Origin of the sequence: Salegentibacter sp., assembly GCF_036568425.1 — a bacterium.
Lineage (GTDB): Bacteria > Bacteroidota > Bacteroidia > Flavobacteriales > Flavobacteriaceae > Salegentibacter.
Genome location: NZ_DATCSO010000108.1, coordinates 1 through 15,975, shown reverse-complemented (window position 1 = coordinate 15,975; position 15,975 = coordinate 1). Strand labels below are relative to the sequence as shown.

The following is a 15,975-nucleotide window of genomic DNA, read 5'->3' as shown; positions in this document are numbered from 1 at the left end:
AGAGGTTTCAGTCTTCTACTCTAAAAAATCAATCTCTCAAAAACAGGCTAATCCCCATATATAATTAACCAGCAAAGAACCGGTTTAGTCAACAGTGCGTTCATGTTCGGCCGTTCCGGCCACACGAACGCTTAGTTATTGCCCGTAGTTATTTTTTCGTCAATTCAGTTTTTAAATCCATAAAGGAGCTCCATTCAAAAGAATTATAATCAATGATTACCAAACTTGAGTCACTTGCAATTACACTATTATAATATCCATCAATTGGAATGTTGTCATTTTTCATTTTATTTTTTAGAAGATCACTAAAAATTGTTTCTACTAATCTCTTTTCGTTTTCACTTAATTTAATGCTGTCAATTTTATTCTCAAGGGACTTATATTCGTACCACTTTTTAATCATTTTCGTATCATCTGGTGGTGGAGGCGGAGTAGTTTTTCCTACATATCTTTTGTAATTAGCGAAAATTTCATCCTTATTTTTATAAATATCAATTACATCTACATCTCCACCCCATTCTCCATATTTATCATCTTCTCTTAAAAATTCAACTTTTGAGATCTCACTGAGAATTCCGAGTTTTAGCTCTTCAGAATCTTTATAATCAGTCTCGAATCCCTTTTTCGAATCAGATTTTTCGTTTGTACAACTTATAAGTAAAGCTATAAAGATTATAGTAAAATAGTTAGTCAGTTTTTTCATAATTACGGGCAACGTCTCGTATAAAAACTGTGCGAGCTGGCGCGCGTGATTGTCCGCAGGACAATCAGACGCAGCAAGCGAGCACGGACTTTCGAATTGAGACAGGTTTAAGTATTGTTTTTATATGTTGTTGTGTGCAGGTTTTTTATGCCCCAAAGAGAAGAAGTTATTCTGTCATTCCCATTTGATTAATAGCCTGTTCTTTTTTTGGAGAAATAGAGAAACTTAATTCAGTCCACGCAGTACCTTCGACTCCCTTAAAAAATAGTTTATTACCCTTTCTTTCTACAGTGAAAAGAAAATTAGAAAGTTCCGCATCTTCTTGAGGATTTACTTTATCTAAATCAGTCATTCCATATTCATCAATAGCCTGAGGTTTACTATCGTCCGATAGATTATAAGACAAAGTTTTCCAGGCGCAACCTTCTTTGCACTCCATTGCTATTTTGTTATTGTCCGAGTTTTGGACAACTAATAAAAATTCACTCAACTTAATTTCTTTACTTTCTTGTGCAAACAAGTCGGAAGCTGAAAAGGTCATTATTATGGCAAGTACAATTAAATGTAATAAGCCGGATTTTTTAGAAGATTTCATAACGTTTTGGTTTTTAAAGTTTTATCTAATTTATAAATTTAATTGAAGTATTTTTTTTCACTTGCACACAACGGCTCGAATAACACAAGTTGCGGCTTGGGAATTCAAATTTGTCCGTTAATGTCTTTACTTTAAAGGTAGTCAAAAATGCCATTTTTAAGAGGAATTCCGCAATTTGTGTTATTTATTGTTGCCCACAGTTTTAATCAGTCTTCAAAATGAGTGTAAATATGTTTTACACATCTGACATTCCATTTTTCATTTTCCTTTACTAAAACAAACAGAGTTTCTTCACTATTCTTATTAGTCCGATAAATGATTGCTTTGGTTTTATAGACTAAAGGAAGAGTAATTGCCTGATGGATGTTATTCCTATCTCTTACCAATTTCACTTTATCTGTAAGGAGCTTCCTATCCAATTTTTTATAATCTCCAAATGAGCTGATTTGAGTACCTAATTCCGCAATTTCTTGCGGAGACAAGATATCTGAATATGAGTAGTATTTATTCTTTTCTAGATCCACACAGCTGCCCATTAGATCTTCTATTAATTCTTGATCTGATATAATTACGCCCAGCCCCAAAAAAGGAAAGAATTTTTTATCGAGTTTTACTTTCCCATATTTTTCAACGTCAAAACTTTCATACAACGCATTAATCACATCGTAACGTTCATTGTGAATTGAATTGTTTTGTGCATAAGCAAGGCTCGTTAATGTCAGACTTAAACACAATATGATTTTCTTCATTTTTCTAAATTGTGGGCAACGTCTCGTATAAAAACTGTGCGAGCTGGCGAGCGTAATTGTCCGCAGGACAATCAGGCGTTGCAAGCGAGCACGATGTTTCTATTTGAGACAGGTTTGAGCATTGTTTTTATATATTGTTGCCTGCTGGTTTTTTTTCTTTGATCCTCGAGGGATTGAAAATAATTATAACTGTTTACTTCTTTTGAAGAGAATTAATAATAATTACATCAGCTTGTGTACACTCAGCCGTCAGTGGTATAGGCTCCGTTTCAATATCATACTGTACCCAGACATCGATTTCAGTTTCCTGAAATTGTTCATCGATTTCGTGTTGAAAAACATAGGTTTCATTACTGCCATCCAATATGATGTATCCGTTTATTGTTGCGCAGTCAGGCGTATAATATAACTTTGCGGACTCTCCTTTGTCACTAATTTCTGTCTCTGTCTCGCAGCTAATAGCAACGGTCAGAATTGTCAGAAAAAAGCACAATCTCTTTATTTGTTTCATAATTATCAATTTAGTTAAACTTGCAGGCAACGTCTCGTATAAAAACTGTGCGAGCAGGCGAGCGTGATTGTCCGCAGGACAATCCGCAAAGCAAGCGAGCACGGACTTACGGTTTGAGACTGTTTTGAGCATTGTTTTTATATACTGTTGCCAACTGTGCTTTTTTATCCTCAATCGTTGTCAGAGATTTAGTCCGATAAATATTTTAATGAGAAAAAGATTGTTACAAATAATAATATTAAAGTTACTGCTCCAATTTTTGCCATAGAAGAAATGTCAGTCAGCTCTATTTTTCCACTCCTATTATATTTTCTTCTTCTCCGCGTCCAATTTCGAATATAAAATATTTGCACTATCAACAATATAAGAGATATAATACTAATGGCTAGGTTCATTGTTTGCTAATAGTCAGATTTATCTTTATTTCGTCAACTTTAATAACCATTAATTTTGGATAAATATTGACATTTTTCCAGGCTTAAAATTAAGATTAATGATTAGTTCTCCGCATTGTTGGCAACGTCTCGTATAAAAACAGTGCGAGCTGGCGAGCTTGATTGTCCGCAGGACAATCAAGCATTGCAAGCGAGCACAGAATTTCGATTCTAGATAGGTTTAAGCATTGTTTTTATATATTGTTACCTGCAGATTTTCTTATCCGCTTTTTTAAATTCTTCACTTTTATAAAGCTCTTGAAGTTGTCGAGTCAGGTCAGAACTCCTTTTTTTCCAATTTTTAACGACTCTCGAAGACTTATTCTGCTTCTTTTTTAATTCTATGACAATCGATTCATCAGTCGGTTTGATCTCCCTAAAAGTATCATAATTGAGTAAAGGAATTTCAATATAAACTGTCAGTCCTTTCGGCAACAGTAAACAGAAATTCCCGTCCAAATCAGTTTGTCCACCAATCTGGGTTCCTTTTATCATTACTGTCTGGGCAACTAAAGGTTCTCCTAAAGTTCCTATTACTTTTCCTTTAAATTCCCGAAAATTTGAATCCGATTCATCCACCTGGGATAACGCTGGGTTCGAAATCAGAATAAGCAATATTAAAATAAGTTTTTTCATTTGCAGGTAACGTCTCGTATAAAAACTGTGCGAGCGGGCGAGCTTGATTGTCCGCAGGACAATCTGCTAAGCAAGCGGGCACGGAGTTTCGATTTGAGACAGGTTTGAGCATAGTTTTTATATATTGTTGTAAAACGTTTTTCTGAACATTTTAATTAAAATCCGGCGTTCTTTTCCAAAACAAAAATTTTCAAATAGTTCTGGCGCCCTAGGAAAGAAGTCAGTTATGGGATTATTTACATAATACTGTTTTAATCATACTCGAAAGGATAATAGGATTGGTTAAGTTTTAACTTGTTTTCAAACGTTTTATCAAAACCTATATATTTTCCTCTTTCCAAATCCAAGTACAAATTGTTTACAACCTGATTCACTATAATTTTTAGTCTTAAAGGTTTAACAGCTCCTTTGCAAGTTATTTGCTCCTTACCATTTATATCCACAATAACACCGGAATTCTTATGCTGTTTCAATTCAATACTCATATTGGTAACACCATCTATTTTATCACTTTCTAAAATTACATTTTCAAAAATTAGGCAATCATTGATAAAAAGAGTGGTAGAATCTTTGGAAAAATTACTTTGAAAATCTAAGGTGAAAATACCTTCAATAGGATTATTTTTTTTATTTCCTGTGCCGCAGGAACTCAAAATCAAAAGAATCAAAAATAGTTTTTTCATTAAAAATATTTTTAGTTTCAGGTAGTCCTAATGTTTTACAACGTCCCGTATAAAAACTGTGCGAGCGTGCGAGCGTGATTGTCCGCAGGACAATCCGCAAAGCAAGCGAGGACGAACCTTTGAGTTGAGACAGGATGAAGCATTGTTTTTATATGTTGTTAGGGCACGTTTTATTTTAGGAAATCCCTGTTATTATAATGTCGTCAATTTTCCATCCAACACTATCTCTTCTGAGAAAAATAGTTGCAGAATGACCACATAATTTTCCGCATCCGTAGGTTGCAGTCAAAACTCCAAATTTTCCAGATTCATCAAATTGTATCCTTGAAAAAGTTGCAATCCCAGAGAAGAGAAATGGATAATCTTTTCTCCATATCTCCCGTCCCTCGGGAAATTCGGAACGATACTTAAATCTGAATTTATCACTCCTAACCTTATTCAGTTCAATTTTGTACCCAGTTTTATAGTCAGAATTTGGAACGCTGTCAACTTCTGTAAAATGAGAAGTAATCTTTTGTCTTTCTCTTTCATCTAATTCATAAATAGTGTCATATACAGCAATTACTATTAGTGACGTATCCTTTTTTATCTCTTCAACCTTTTCAAGGTACTCCTTTTCCCACTGCCTAATAATTTCTACACTGTCCTTCTCGTTCGATGGTGGCGGCGGTGGTGGTAAAGAGAGTCGAAAGTCGGTATAAAGCTCTTCCACCAATATTGGCAAAAGCTCTATCATTATTTCCTTTTCATTAATGGAATCGGATTTATTTTGTCCGACTGTTGAACAGGATAGCTGTAGAAGGATTATAAGAGGAAGAACTACACGCATTTTTACTTGGTTTATAAGAAAAGTTCTGATTTTGTATGTTCTTTATTGTTTCGCACAATGTGCCCTAACGTCTCGTATAAAAACAGTGCGGCGATTGTCAAGGACGATTTTCCGCAGGAAAATCAGACGTTGTAAGCGAGCACGGAGTTTCGAATTGAGACTGATTTAGCATTGTTTTTATATGTTGTTGGCAAATCGTTTTTTATTCAGGTCGTTTTAATTCCAACCTCTTCAAACAACTTTTTCATTTCTATAATATCAGATTCTTTCTTCATCTCCATTAAATCTCTAAACTTCCCATTTTTCAGTTTTAGGCTGAACCTTTTTCGTCCAAAAATTTGCTTTTCAGTTAGCATACTGATGTCCGATATATCAAGTTTGTCAGATGCCGTTTTCTTTAGTCGGTGATAAATAAGAATGCCCGTTGAAGTTATTCCCAGGATTATCCAGATAAACCCCATCCATTTTAACTGCTTTTCGTTTAATACGAACAAAGGAAAGAGAACAGAATTAATTACAGAATTAATTAAAGTAAAAATCAACGCCATTTTCATTAGAAAATATTGCTGTTTCAATCCGTCTTTTATTTCAATTGTTTTTTCGTTTTCGTTGAATTTAATCTTCATAATTGGGTTTCATTAAATGTTTGCCAACGTCCCGTATAAAAACTGTGCGAGCTGGCGTGGGTGATTGTCCGCAGGACAATCCGCTGAGCAAGCGAGCAAGGAGTTTCGATTCGATAAAAAAATAAGCATTGTTTTTATATGTTGTTAGCGGTTCGGCTTATTTCAATTCCCTGTATCTCGTTGCTTTACCTAAAATTAAATTATATAAAAGGTTTTTACCGGTTAATTTCCATCCAAATAATATGGTTCAAACTCTCGATTAAAACAAGCCTTTGCGGTTTCAAAAATTCCATTTAGAAATGCCTTTCTGTGGATTTCTGGGAGCTTTTTATATCTCTTTTTTCTCTTCCTCTCAGCACGTTTTAAGGTCTTAAAGTCATCAGTACCTGTTAACATCATTACAACCTCAGTTTTATCACATTCCTCTGAAACCTCTATAGATGTAGGATCAACTCCAACATACCTAAATGAAATTTTTTTCACGGAAGCTGGTATTTCAATATGAAAAAATCCGTCTAAATTTGTTGTGCCAACTTCAACCGTGTCATTAATCCTAATTAACACACCTGGCATAGTTTCTAATTGGTCCGTAATCACCCTTCCTTTAACGGTTTTGTGCTGGGAGTAAAGACTACTTGCCGAAACACTGAATACAATAAAAAGTATTAAAAACTTTTTCATTCCAATAATATTTTTTTAGTCAGTATGTCCATCTCGTCAGTCAGTTTTGAGCTGACCGCTAACGTCCCAATAAATGCACTATTACATTTATTTCTTTTATGTCTTTTACAAATCTAAGGGATTTCTTATGTTTTTATACACATTTGTGGCCACATGGGTGTAAATTTCTGTGGTTTTCGTACTGTTATGTCCTAAAAGTAATTGAATATACCTTAAATCGGTCCCGGCTTCCAGTAAATGTGTGGCAAAGGAATGCCTTAGCATATGTGGGGTTACCCGCTTCTTGATCTTTGCTTTTTTTGAAGCCTTTCTAACTATTTGAGTAACACTTTCGGCTGAATACCTTTCACCCCGGGGTCCCTCGAAAAGATAATGCCTGGGACGCCATTCCAGATAATACTCCCGTAATTCCTTAAGCAAGGTATGCGATAACAAGGTATAACGATCTTTATTTCCTTTGGCCGATCTTACACAAATCACCATTCGCTTACCATTAATATCTTCGGGTTTTAGTTCTAACACCTCACTTCTTCTTAAGCCCGCAGAATAAAGAAGGCTAATTATACAGCGATGCTTAATATTATTAGCGCGATCTATAATTGCCAATACTTCTTCTTTAGCCAGGACTTTGGGTAGTTTGGTTTCCTTTCGGGGTCGCTCAATCGCATAAAACCTGTTGGGCATTTCCAAAACCACCTCATAATAAAACTTAATAGCATTAATCGCCTGGTTTATGCTGGAATTTGAATAGCCTTGTTTAATGAGCTGCTGAAGATAGGCCCTAATGTCCAATTCATTAAGATCCTCCAGCTTGCGGTCCTTGTAATGATTAAGGAAAGCTTCAAAGCAACATACATAAGTATTAACCGTACTCTTTGCGTAACGCTTTAATTCCAATTTTTCTAAATAAGAAGCCGGACAGCTAAGTAAGCCCTCTTTTACTTCCCGATTCTTTAAACTACTAACATCCACTTCAGGGTTATCACGGCCTAAGCTGCTCTTAGGAAAAAAATAATTGCAGTTTATCCAGGCAACACCTCTAAATTGTTTATAGATCGCATCAAGGTTTTTAGGCTTGTTAGGCAAATAATACATATTATACTCCTCACTCCACTCCACATCCGGCAACTCTTTTACCATTGCCAGCAACACCTTGTCTGTATAAAACTGCAAGCCTATATATTTCCGCTGTTGGAACATTAAATGCTTCAGGGTGATATACTTATTCTCCATGGCCGGGTTAAACTTTATAAGTAAAAATACCTGGTAAATCACCCATAGGAGTATATTATTCGTATATTATACGATTAAAGCGAATACTATGCGCCGTAAACAAAAATATTGCCTTGCTTGCGAACAAGAACTCCAGGGACGAAGTGACAAAAAATTCTGTGACCCTTATTGTAAAAGCGCATGGCACTACCGAAAAATGCAGGAAGACAATTATAGTTTTTATGCCCGCGTAGATAAACAACTAAAAACCAATCGGAGGCTCCTTAAAACTTATAATAAAGCCGGAAAAGCAACAGTTAGGGCTAATACATTAATCCAACAAGGCTTTAACCCCGATTTTTTCACCCACTACTGGAAAAATAAAAACGCAGATGTTTATCTTTTCGTCTACGAATTCGGATTCCTCACAAGAATTGAAAATGGAAGAAAAAAATATGTCCTCGTTACCTGGCAAGCTTATATGGAAAGAAGCAAAAATCCATAACCCGTTTCAAATACACCTCAATTTTCCTAAAATAATTATCTAAATATTTTTTCAAATTTCTCTTCGGAAATAGCAGGGAAACTACATGGCTTCGCCGCCGTCAATCCCATTGATGTCCTAAGATTCTGCGATAAATCATCCATTTTTTCTTAAGCTATGTAGAAGTTGCCAAGAATCTTTCCGCCTCTTTTTTCTTTATCCTGAAAATATCTTTACTGACTCTTAAAAAAGAATCAGACTTAACTTTCAGGACATAAAAAATTTTAATTATAAACTGTAGGGATATCAAAATTAAAAATAATCTATCCCATAGACTAAAATATTTTTAATAATTATTAACAATATATTAAGAAAAGTACTAAAAAGTAAATATTTAGAACAAAGCTGATCTTTCCAGTACACCACTCAGCACATTCCCCTTCCGTGCCTCCAGGGAAAAGAGCTTCATTAAAGAAAGAACCGGACACAAGTGGAAAACCGCCACCTCCCACTCCGCTTCTTCCACGCAAATGGTGGAAACGCTTCACTCCCGGTTCTGGTTTTCCACTTAAGTCCTTGAAAAGGATCTTAATATTAATTTAATTCCGCTTCCTGTTCCATCTGTATTCTTCCCATTTATATTAGAATCTCCCCTGGCCTCCACTGCCACTGCCTTTTTCTGTAATGCAAAATACCAAGATTTAGAAGTTAGTCCGGACTGCATAAAGCCGGTCCCTACGCTCCCTATATATAAGTCCTCCCTAATTCTAAATCCTGAAAGTGTATCAGCATCAAAAAAAGGTAACAGTGAAGGCGCTACGGGAAGTAAATCTAAATACGGAAAATGAAATCATACGAAATCCACAAAAAGAAAGCGGAATTAAAAAAATCAAAAAAGGAAAACGCTCAGGATACAATAAGTAAATCACTTCAAAAAAGCTCAAAAAGCAATTAGAGAAGAAATAAAATCAAAATCGAGCCAAGCCTTAGAGTATTTAAATCTCGATTATCGAGTAAATCAGTTAAAAATCAATTATAAACCTTTAAATCTTTTAGTTATGAAAACGCTTAGAAACACAGTACAATTAATTGGACACGTAGGGGAAGATCCTAAATCTCACAGGTTTGAAAAAGGCATGTTGGTTACTCGATTCTCTCTGGCAACCAATGAACAATTTTTTAAAGATGGTGAGAAAGTTCAGGAAACACAGTGGCACCAACTTGTGGCCTGGGCTAAGCAGGCAGAACTTGCAAATAAGTATATCTCTAAAGGAAAAGAGATCGCCATTAAAGGCAAACTAACTTACCGCTCTTATGAAAATGAAGCCCGAGAAAAACAATACATCACCGAAATACTGGTGCATGAGATCCTTCTATTGGGTAGCTCAGTTGGAAAACAAGAAACTATCTAATAAAAAGCAAAGAGGGCGTTCCCGTGGAAAGTAGCGCCCTCTTTCATTATCAACCCTTAAATAAGATTGTAATGGAAACCAAAGTTAATGAAATCGCAATTAGGTATAGCGGAAGTATTAAAACAAAATTACTTCCTAAAATATCTTCTTCCCGGGATGCCGCAAACATGCTGTTTGAGCACTGGGATAAAAACAATATTGAACTCTACGAAAGTTTTAAAATGTTGCTGCTTAATAATTCCAATAAGGTAAAAGGTATTTATACGCTCTCTACGGGAGGTATCACTGGAACTTTAGTAGATATTAGGATTGTATTCGCAGTAGTCCTTAAAACCCTTAGCACAGCTATAATCCTCGCCCATAACCATCCCTCAGGAACACTGCAACCCAGCCAACCCGATAAATTGCTTACTGAAAAGATTAAAAAAGCCGGGGAACTTTTTGATATTAAAGTACTGGATCACTTGATCCTGACTCCTGATGGGGATTACTTCAGTTTTGCCGATGAAGGTTTAATGTAAAAAATCCTTTTTATTTTAAATGGCCTTTGTTTTCAAGGGCCTTTTTTATTTAAATAAAACCGATGAAAATGAGAACTAAAAACTATTCCTGAACTGTTAGAAAAGGCAATTAACTACAATTAGCGGCATATTAAATTTAGAAAAAACACAAGACTTAACTACTTTTAAATCATATTATTAACTATTTTTAAGGAGCTGAAATAAAGTAGTTTTTTTAAGTACTTAATTGTCTAATATTTTGGTTTGACTTCGCTGACAAGAGTACACATCTAAAAATCATTATGGGATTTCCTGCCTTGTAAACCAGGTATTGGTTGAAGGCAGAATTGTATGAAATTTTGTCCCGCCCTGGCGGGACAAAAAGGAATAGCAAGAGGGTAACGGGCAGAGCCACGTTATATACTTCCTTTTACATTTTAAAACACTGAAGTACAGTATCTTAAGATCTATGGTGGTGATTTTAAATAAATAGATAGGTCCTTTTTTTACTAAAAACCTTTCGAACTCCCTGAAAAACCAGCAAAATTTTACTAAAAAATGGATAAAAAGTATAAAAATGAGAAGTTCGAAACCTTTAAGATTAAGTCTTCCGTAGCCAGAAAGTTTAGACGGTTCAGCCGATCTATTTCTAAATCCCAGTCAATGGCTTTGTTGTCAATGATTGAATTTTTTGAAATGAATAGTATTTCACCAAATGAAGTGATGGGCCCGAAAATGGAAACATTGGAAAACCTGATTAAAAAAAGAATTAATGGGGTTATTGCGATTTTGAAAGATATCGAGAAAAGTCAAACCAAGCCAACAGTAGCAATGATGCAATCTCTTTTTGAAGAGGCCGAGCCTAAAAAGAAACCTCTCATTCTGGAGAAAAAAGTAATAGCAGAAAAACAGAAAGTTCGTTTCCCCGAAAAGCAAGCTCGGGATTAAGAGCTCTAAAATATCAGCTTATGTATATCACGATCACACCTCAAAAATTGGGAGGGAAATATTCCAAAAGTTCAGCCGGTTTTGTTGGATACCTCGAGAAAGAGAATCAGGGCCTGGAAATGGAAGAGATGGAACACTTTTTCAATCAATACGGGGATCAATTTTCAGCAGAAGAAGTGATAAGGAAAATTGATGGGAATACCGCAAAATTAGAGAAAACAGAACCCCGGTTTTACTCCATAACCGTAAGCCCTTCCAGATACGAACTCAATCGAATACAGGATAAAAACCAGGACCTAAAGATATACACCAGGGAACTGATGAAGGATTACGTTTCTTCTTTTAACAGAGAAATTAATGGCCGACCGGTCGAATTGGGAGATATAAAGTATTTCGCAAAGATTGAGCACCAAAGGGCGTTTAAGGGTAATGACAGGCAGGTTCGGGAAAACCAGCCTTTTGCAACCAAAATCCTGGAACTCAAAAATGAGATACGCAAAATCGAACGCGGCGAGATGGAAGGGAATATTAAATCCCTTCAACAGCGAATTCATAAACTGGAAAAAGAAGCACCCCACCAACAAAACGGACATCGAATTGTTCAGGGAATGCTAAAAGATGGACCGCAAAGCCATATACATATTATCGTCAGCAGAAAAGATGCCTCCAATCGGTATAGTTTATCTCCAGGAAGTAAATATAAAGCTTCCGAAGTGGCAATGAATGGAAAGATGATCAAACGAGGATTTGATAGGGATACGTTTTTTAAAAATGCGGAGAAGACTTTTGATAAAACCTTTGCTTACCAGAGGAATTTTGTTGAATCCTATTATTCGAGGAAAGAATTTATAAGAAATCCGAAGATGTATTTTTCCGCTTTGATGAAGCTTCCCACAAACGAGAAAGCTATTGCCTTTAAAATTCTTCGGGAATCGGGAATGCCTATGCCGCCTGGGATTCCTACGAACAAGGCACAACTGGCTTTAAAAGTCTTCAATAGGTTGAGGAAAGGTGTTGATATAGCTATTAAATCAAGTACCATCGGAATTTAAATAAAATGGAAGTTTATAATCTCATACATATTACCTTTTTCCTGATTCTCGCCTCTACCGTTTTCTACGGAATGTACAGGCTTTCTGGGTATGCCTTTATTTTAAATACGGTTTTACTTTCTGTTTCTATCTACTGTTTTTTTTATCCTGAAGGAATCGTAACAGCAGTGCTTTATTTGGGGTGTCCCTTGTTACTGCTCAATACCATAATGTATGTTTTTCTTCACAATAAAATTGCAAATCCAGGTGCCGAAGAAAGGTACCAGGTAACATTTAAATCTGATTCCCAGGATTTTAAAATTGATAATATAAAGCGTGGAGCGTCTATTATCGGATCTGCCGGAAGTGGAAAGACCGAGAGCGTGGTCTATGGATTTTTGAAACATTTTCAGAAGCATAATTTCTGTGGTGTCATTCATGACTATAAGGATTTTGAGCTTACCGAAATGGCATACCCTCTTTTTAGGCATTCACAAAATCCATTTTATATCATTTCTTTTGATAAGATCATTCACCGGGTAAACCCAATTGCGCCCCGATATCTCGAGAATGAAGAAAGTGTAAATGAGATTTCCAGGGTGCTTATTGAAAATCTCCTGGAACAACGGGAGTCCGGAGCTTCAGGAAGCTCCAAATTCTTCAATGATGCAGCCGAAGGATTAATAGGAGGACTAATTTGGAAACTGAAAACATCCTATCCGGAATTCTGCACCTTACCGCACCTAATCGCCATTTACCAGTATTTAGATACCGATAGCCTAATAAAATTTTTAGAGACCAATACAACATCCAGGGCAATGGCAGACGCTTTTATCAGTGGCAGAGAATCTGAACGACAAACTGCAGGAGTAAAAAGTACCCTTGCCAATGCACTGAAACGCATAAGCACTCAGAATATTTTTATGACCCTCTCCGCAGATGAAGTGCCATTAAATATTAATAGCCCTGAAAACCCTGCTGTTGTTTGCGTAGTGAACAATCCCAAGTTCGAAACCTCCTATTCTCCCGTTATCGCAACTATAATCCATACTATTATTAAACAAATGAGTGTGCGAAAAGCTGAACCTTCTTTCCTGTTGATGGAAGAGGCACCAACCATTAGATTACTAAATATGCAACGCATCCCGGCAACTCTAAGAAGTTATAATATTGCAACTATATATGTAATGCAGGATAAGATCCAGAACGATATGATGTATGGAGACAAAGCAAGCAAGGCCATTTTAAGTAACCTTTCTTATCAGTTCTTCGGAAAAGTAAATGATCCGGACACTGCCAAATACTATGAACGCTTCTTCGAAATAGTAAAAAAACCAACCACCAGCGTAAATCGTGGATACAGTTTAGATTTTGATACCCGTATCACAACCGGAGAAAAAGAGATCCCTAAAATAAGAGCAGATGTTTTTTTTCGATTAAGACAAGGCGAGTTCATCACCTACGCTGATGGTGTGGACAAAAAAGTACAGTTTAAATTACCCAACATTCGGCGAGAATTCCCAGGTAAGGCAAAGCACTATTCACAAACTGATTTGGAAGCTAATTTTAATAGAATTTATGAGGAAGCGATATCAATATTTAAACTTTCGAACAGTGATAGTGAAATTGAGAGGGCCTCGGAGGAAGATGGAAATGAAGTGCCGGAAGTTTCTGGTTGAACTATTCAAAGAGGAGTGATTGAATTGAGATATAAAAAACCCACCATAATATGTTACTAGAATGGTGGGTCTTTCAAGTGTTTTGAAGACTATTAAATTAAAAAATATACTGGTCAAACAGACTAGGGTTTCTCCCTACTTTTTTTCAAATTATTAAATTGGAATATATCCTAATAATTGGATTTTTACCTAATTTTGTATTTCAATCTTTAGCTCATGAAAATTTACAAAAAATATTCCCTGGATAATTTAATTATGCCTCTTTCTTCTAATGGGATCTCCGCCGGTTTCCCCTCCCCGGCCGATGATCACCTGGAAGATATTATTGACCTTAACCAACAGTTAATAAAGAATAAAGAAGCAACATTCTTCGGGCGGGCGGATGGCGATAGTATGATTGGTGCCGGGATTGGTAACGGGGATCTGTTGGTAATCGATAAGAGTCTAAAACCAAAAAACGAAAATATCGCGGTATGTTTTTTAGATGGAGAATTTACCGTTAAGCGCATAAAAATTGAAAAGGATATCATTTGGCTGGTAGCCGAAAATGAAAAATATCAGCCAATTAAAGTCACCAGCGAAAATGATTTTGTGATCTGGGGTATCGTTACTCACTGCATAAAGGACCTGTAATATGTTTGCCCTTGTTGATTGCAATAATTTCTATGCGAGTTGTGAACGGGTTTTTGATCCTTCCCTCCGGAATAAACCTGTTGTTGTGCTGAGCAATAACGATGGCTGTGTAATTGCGCGAAGCAATGAAGCTAAGGCATTGGGCATTCCTATGGGTGCTCCTGCTTTTCAATTTGAAGAAGATTTTAAAGCTAAAGGAATTTCGGTTTTTTCCAGTAATTATTCGCTGTACGGAGATATGAGCGGACGGGTAATGAATATACTCTCTCAATTCACCCCCGATATTGAAATTTACTCCATAGACGAATCTTTTCTTAAGTTTAACGGCTTTGAATTATTCGACCTGGAGCGTATTGGTAAGGAAATAGTAGAGCGGGTAATCAGGCACACCGGTATTCCTATAAGTGTTGGCTTGGCTCCTACAAAAGCCCTGGCAAAAATTGCCAATAAGATCGCGAAGAAATTCTCCGATCGTACCGGTAGTGTTTACGCCATTGATTCTGAAGAGAAAAAAGAAAAAGCCCTACGCTGGACCAAAATTGGTGATGTATGGGGCATTGGCCGACAGCACGAAAAGCGATTACTGGACATTAATGTAAAAAACGCCTGGGAATTTATTCAGTTACCGAATGCATATGTCCTGAAAAAAATGAGTGTGGTAGGCCTAAGACTAAAACGGGACCTATCTGGTGAAAGTACGCTGGATTTTGAAGAAGTGAAGAATAAAAAAAATATCGCGGTGACCCGAAGCTTTGATAAAATGTATAGCGAATTCGATGATCTTCGGGAGCGGGTTGCTACTTATGCAGCAAAAGCTGCGACAAAACTTCGCAAGCAAGATTCAAATTGCACTTTAGTCTATGTGTTTTTAATTACCAATCCTTTCAGAACCGACCTAAAGCAGTATCGCGCCAATATTGTAGTGAAACTTTCCAACCCTAGCAATTCTACAATGGTATTGACAAAAGCTGCATTATATGGCCTTAAAAAGATATTTAAGAACGGTTACCACTACAAAAAAGCGGGGGTAATTATTATGGGAATCACACCTGCTTCCCAAATCCAACTTTCATTATTTTCTGCGGAAGATCCCCGGTGGCTATTTCGGAGTGATGGTGCCACCTGTTTCGGTCAAACAGTGCCACTTTGAAAGATACTGCAATTATATAAAAAATTAATGTTATTCATTCTTTAGAGCTCCTTTTCTTAGTGATTCCCCTTTGAGATCAATCCGGTGTGAGGAGTTCACGATCCTGTCCAAAATAGCATCCGCTATAGTTCCTTCCCCAATAATATCATACCAGGCCGATACGGGTATTTGTGATGATATTATTGTGGAGGCTTTGTTGTACCGATCGTCGATGATATCCATAAGGGTTTCTCTGGCGTGGTTATCAAAACTCTGCAGTCCAAAATCATCCAGGATTAATAAATCTGCTTTGATGAGTTTCCCAAGTTCTTTTAGATAAGTACCATCCACCTTACTTAGTTTTAATTTTTTAAAAAGGCGGGCAGTATTGGTGTAAATGGTTTTGTATTCCATCATACACCCCTGATGTCCTATAGCTTGGGCTAAATAACTTTTACCAACCCCGGAAGCCCCAGTAAAAATGATGTTTTCCTTTCTGG

Annotated in this window: 19 protein-coding genes; 8 read left to right on the top strand and 11 right to left on the bottom strand. The window is 36.4% G+C overall.

The window, feature by feature from the left end:
* Nucleotides 1–148: 148 nt before the first annotated feature.
* The 10 genes from VIM94_RS10930 to xerA form a co-directional block, all read right to left on the bottom strand.
* The gene (locus VIM94_RS10930; protein WP_332039334.1) at nucleotides 149–703 is read right to left on the bottom strand and encodes a hypothetical protein; all 555 of its coding nucleotides are present in this window, start codon (nucleotides 701–703) and stop codon (nucleotides 149–151) included.
* 166 nt (nucleotides 704–869) lie between these two features.
* Nucleotides 870–1,298 carry a hypothetical protein gene (locus tag VIM94_RS10925; protein WP_332039333.1) on the bottom strand — a complete coding sequence of 143 codons (429 nt, stop codon included), beginning with the start codon at nucleotides 1,296–1,298 and terminating at the stop codon, nucleotides 870–872.
* Nucleotides 1,299–1,504: 206 nt separating this feature from the next.
* Complete coding sequence (locus VIM94_RS10920; protein WP_332039332.1) at nucleotides 1,505–2,047, bottom strand: hypothetical protein; 543 nt, start codon at nucleotides 2,045–2,047, stop codon at nucleotides 1,505–1,507.
* A gap of 193 nt (nucleotides 2,048–2,240) precedes the next feature.
* Nucleotides 2,241–2,558 (bottom strand): hypothetical protein, encoded by a 318-nt coding sequence (locus tag VIM94_RS10915; RefSeq protein WP_332039331.1) that lies wholly within the window; start codon nucleotides 2,556–2,558, stop codon nucleotides 2,241–2,243.
* A 638-nt stretch (nucleotides 2,559–3,196) separates the two neighbouring features.
* Nucleotides 3,197–3,628, bottom strand: coding sequence for a carboxypeptidase-like regulatory domain-containing protein (locus VIM94_RS10910; RefSeq protein ID WP_332039330.1), 432 nt, complete (start codon nucleotides 3,626–3,628; stop codon nucleotides 3,197–3,199).
* Nucleotides 3,629–3,879: 251 nt separating this feature from the next.
* Entirely contained in the window at nucleotides 3,880–4,311 is a 432-nt protein-coding gene (locus VIM94_RS10905; RefSeq protein ID WP_332039329.1) for a hypothetical protein, read from the bottom strand.
* A 175-nt stretch (nucleotides 4,312–4,486) separates the two neighbouring features.
* On the bottom strand, nucleotides 4,487–5,140 hold the full coding sequence (locus tag VIM94_RS10900; RefSeq protein ID WP_332039328.1) for a hypothetical protein: 654 nt from the start codon (nucleotides 5,138–5,140) through the stop codon (nucleotides 4,487–4,489).
* 206 nt (nucleotides 5,141–5,346) lie between these two features.
* A complete protein-coding gene (locus tag VIM94_RS10895) occupies nucleotides 5,347–5,766 on the bottom strand; it encodes a hypothetical protein (protein ID WP_332039327.1) in 420 nt (139 codons plus the stop codon).
* A gap of 222 nt (nucleotides 5,767–5,988) precedes the next feature.
* Complete coding sequence (locus tag VIM94_RS10890; protein WP_332039326.1) at nucleotides 5,989–6,447, bottom strand: carboxypeptidase-like regulatory domain-containing protein; 459 nt, start codon at nucleotides 6,445–6,447, stop codon at nucleotides 5,989–5,991.
* 105 nt (nucleotides 6,448–6,552) lie between these two features.
* Nucleotides 6,553–7,680, bottom strand: a complete 1,128-nt coding sequence (gene xerA / locus VIM94_RS10885) for a site-specific tyrosine recombinase/integron integrase (protein WP_332039325.1) — start codon at nucleotides 7,678–7,680, stop codon at nucleotides 6,553–6,555.
* An 88-nt stretch (nucleotides 7,681–7,768) separates the two neighbouring features.
* On the opposite strand from xerA, the gene VIM94_RS10880 reads away from it, so the two are divergent.
* The 8 genes from VIM94_RS10880 (at nucleotide 7,769) to VIM94_RS10845 (ending at nucleotide 15,496) form a co-directional block, all read left to right on the top strand.
* Nucleotides 7,769–8,164: a hypothetical protein gene (locus VIM94_RS10880; RefSeq protein ID WP_332039324.1), complete on the top strand. Its 396-nt coding sequence runs from the start codon at nucleotides 7,769–7,771 to the stop codon at nucleotides 8,162–8,164.
* 1,037 nt (nucleotides 8,165–9,201) lie between these two features.
* A complete protein-coding gene (locus VIM94_RS10875; RefSeq protein WP_332039323.1) occupies nucleotides 9,202–9,555 on the top strand; it encodes a single-stranded DNA-binding protein in 354 nt (117 codons plus the stop codon).
* A gap of 71 nt (nucleotides 9,556–9,626) precedes the next feature.
* Nucleotides 9,627–10,076: a JAB domain-containing protein gene (locus VIM94_RS10870; protein ID WP_332039322.1), complete on the top strand. Its 450-nt coding sequence runs from the start codon at nucleotides 9,627–9,629 to the stop codon at nucleotides 10,074–10,076.
* Nucleotides 10,077–10,613: 537 nt separating this feature from the next.
* Nucleotides 10,614–11,003, top strand: a complete 390-nt coding sequence (locus VIM94_RS10865) for a BfmA/BtgA family mobilization protein (RefSeq protein WP_332039321.1) — start codon at nucleotides 10,614–10,616, stop codon at nucleotides 11,001–11,003.
* A 20-nt stretch (nucleotides 11,004–11,023) separates the two neighbouring features.
* On the top strand, nucleotides 11,024–12,055 hold the full coding sequence (gene mobB, locus VIM94_RS10860; RefSeq protein WP_332039320.1) for a MobB family relaxase: 1,032 nt from the start codon (nucleotides 11,024–11,026) through the stop codon (nucleotides 12,053–12,055).
* A gap of 5 nt (nucleotides 12,056–12,060) precedes the next feature.
* Nucleotides 12,061–13,713, top strand: a complete 1,653-nt coding sequence (locus VIM94_RS10855; RefSeq protein WP_332039319.1) for a type IV secretory system conjugative DNA transfer family protein — start codon at nucleotides 12,061–12,063, stop codon at nucleotides 13,711–13,713.
* Nucleotides 13,714–13,929: 216 nt separating this feature from the next.
* Complete coding sequence (locus tag VIM94_RS10850) at nucleotides 13,930–14,346, top strand: translesion error-prone DNA polymerase V autoproteolytic subunit (protein WP_332039318.1); 417 nt, start codon at nucleotides 13,930–13,932, stop codon at nucleotides 14,344–14,346.
* A gap of 1 nt (nucleotide 14,347) precedes the next feature.
* On the top strand, nucleotides 14,348–15,496 hold the full coding sequence (locus tag VIM94_RS10845) for a Y-family DNA polymerase (RefSeq protein ID WP_332039317.1): 1,149 nt from the start codon (nucleotides 14,348–14,350) through the stop codon (nucleotides 15,494–15,496).
* 30 nt (nucleotides 15,497–15,526) lie between these two features.
* Here the strand turns inward: VIM94_RS10845 and VIM94_RS10840 are convergent.
* On the bottom strand, nucleotides 15,527–15,975 hold a 449-nt coding region (locus VIM94_RS10840), incomplete at its 5' end, for an ATP-binding protein (protein WP_332039316.1).

What these genes read in the sequence shown, in the direction of transcription:
- VIM94_RS10930 (WP_332039334.1), bottom strand. Translation starts at nt 703, where the DNA reads ATGAAAAAACTGACTAACTATTTTACTATAATCTTTATAGCTTTACTT.
- VIM94_RS10925 (WP_332039333.1), bottom strand. Translation starts at nt 1,298, where the DNA reads ATGAAATCTTCTAAAAAATCCGGCTTATTACATTTAATTGTACTTGCC.
- VIM94_RS10920 (WP_332039332.1), bottom strand. Translation starts at nt 2,047, where the DNA reads ATGAAGAAAATCATATTGTGTTTAAGTCTGACATTAACGAGCCTTGCT.
- VIM94_RS10915 (WP_332039331.1), bottom strand. Translation starts at nt 2,558, where the DNA reads ATGAAACAAATAAAGAGATTGTGCTTTTTTCTGACAATTCTGACCGTT.
- VIM94_RS10910 (WP_332039330.1), bottom strand. Translation starts at nt 3,628, where the DNA reads ATGAAAAAACTTATTTTAATATTGCTTATTCTGATTTCGAACCCAGCG.
- VIM94_RS10905 (WP_332039329.1), bottom strand. Translation starts at nt 4,311, where the DNA reads ATGAAAAAACTATTTTTGATTCTTTTGATTTTGAGTTCCTGCGGCACA.
- VIM94_RS10900 (WP_332039328.1), bottom strand. Translation starts at nt 5,140, where the DNA reads ATGCGTGTAGTTCTTCCTCTTATAATCCTTCTACAGCTATCCTGTTCA.
- VIM94_RS10895 (WP_332039327.1), bottom strand. Translation starts at nt 5,766, where the DNA reads ATGAAGATTAAATTCAACGAAAACGAAAAAACAATTGAAATAAAAGAC.
- VIM94_RS10890 (WP_332039326.1), bottom strand. Translation starts at nt 6,447, where the DNA reads ATGAAAAAGTTTTTAATACTTTTTATTGTATTCAGTGTTTCGGCAAGT.
- xerA (WP_332039325.1), bottom strand. Translation starts at nt 7,680, where the DNA reads ATGGAGAATAAGTATATCACCCTGAAGCATTTAATGTTCCAACAGCGG.
- VIM94_RS10880 (WP_332039324.1), top strand. Translation starts at nt 7,769, where the DNA reads ATGCGCCGTAAACAAAAATATTGCCTTGCTTGCGAACAAGAACTCCAG.
- VIM94_RS10875 (WP_332039323.1), top strand. Translation starts at nt 9,202, where the DNA reads ATGAAAACGCTTAGAAACACAGTACAATTAATTGGACACGTAGGGGAA.
- VIM94_RS10870 (WP_332039322.1), top strand. Translation starts at nt 9,627, where the DNA reads ATGGAAACCAAAGTTAATGAAATCGCAATTAGGTATAGCGGAAGTATT.
- VIM94_RS10865 (WP_332039321.1), top strand. Translation starts at nt 10,614, where the DNA reads ATGGATAAAAAGTATAAAAATGAGAAGTTCGAAACCTTTAAGATTAAG.
- mobB (WP_332039320.1), top strand. Translation starts at nt 11,024, where the DNA reads ATGTATATCACGATCACACCTCAAAAATTGGGAGGGAAATATTCCAAA.
- VIM94_RS10855 (WP_332039319.1), top strand. Translation starts at nt 12,061, where the DNA reads ATGGAAGTTTATAATCTCATACATATTACCTTTTTCCTGATTCTCGCC.
- VIM94_RS10850 (WP_332039318.1), top strand. Translation starts at nt 13,930, where the DNA reads ATGAAAATTTACAAAAAATATTCCCTGGATAATTTAATTATGCCTCTT.
- VIM94_RS10845 (WP_332039317.1), top strand. Translation starts at nt 14,348, where the DNA reads ATGTTTGCCCTTGTTGATTGCAATAATTTCTATGCGAGTTGTGAACGG.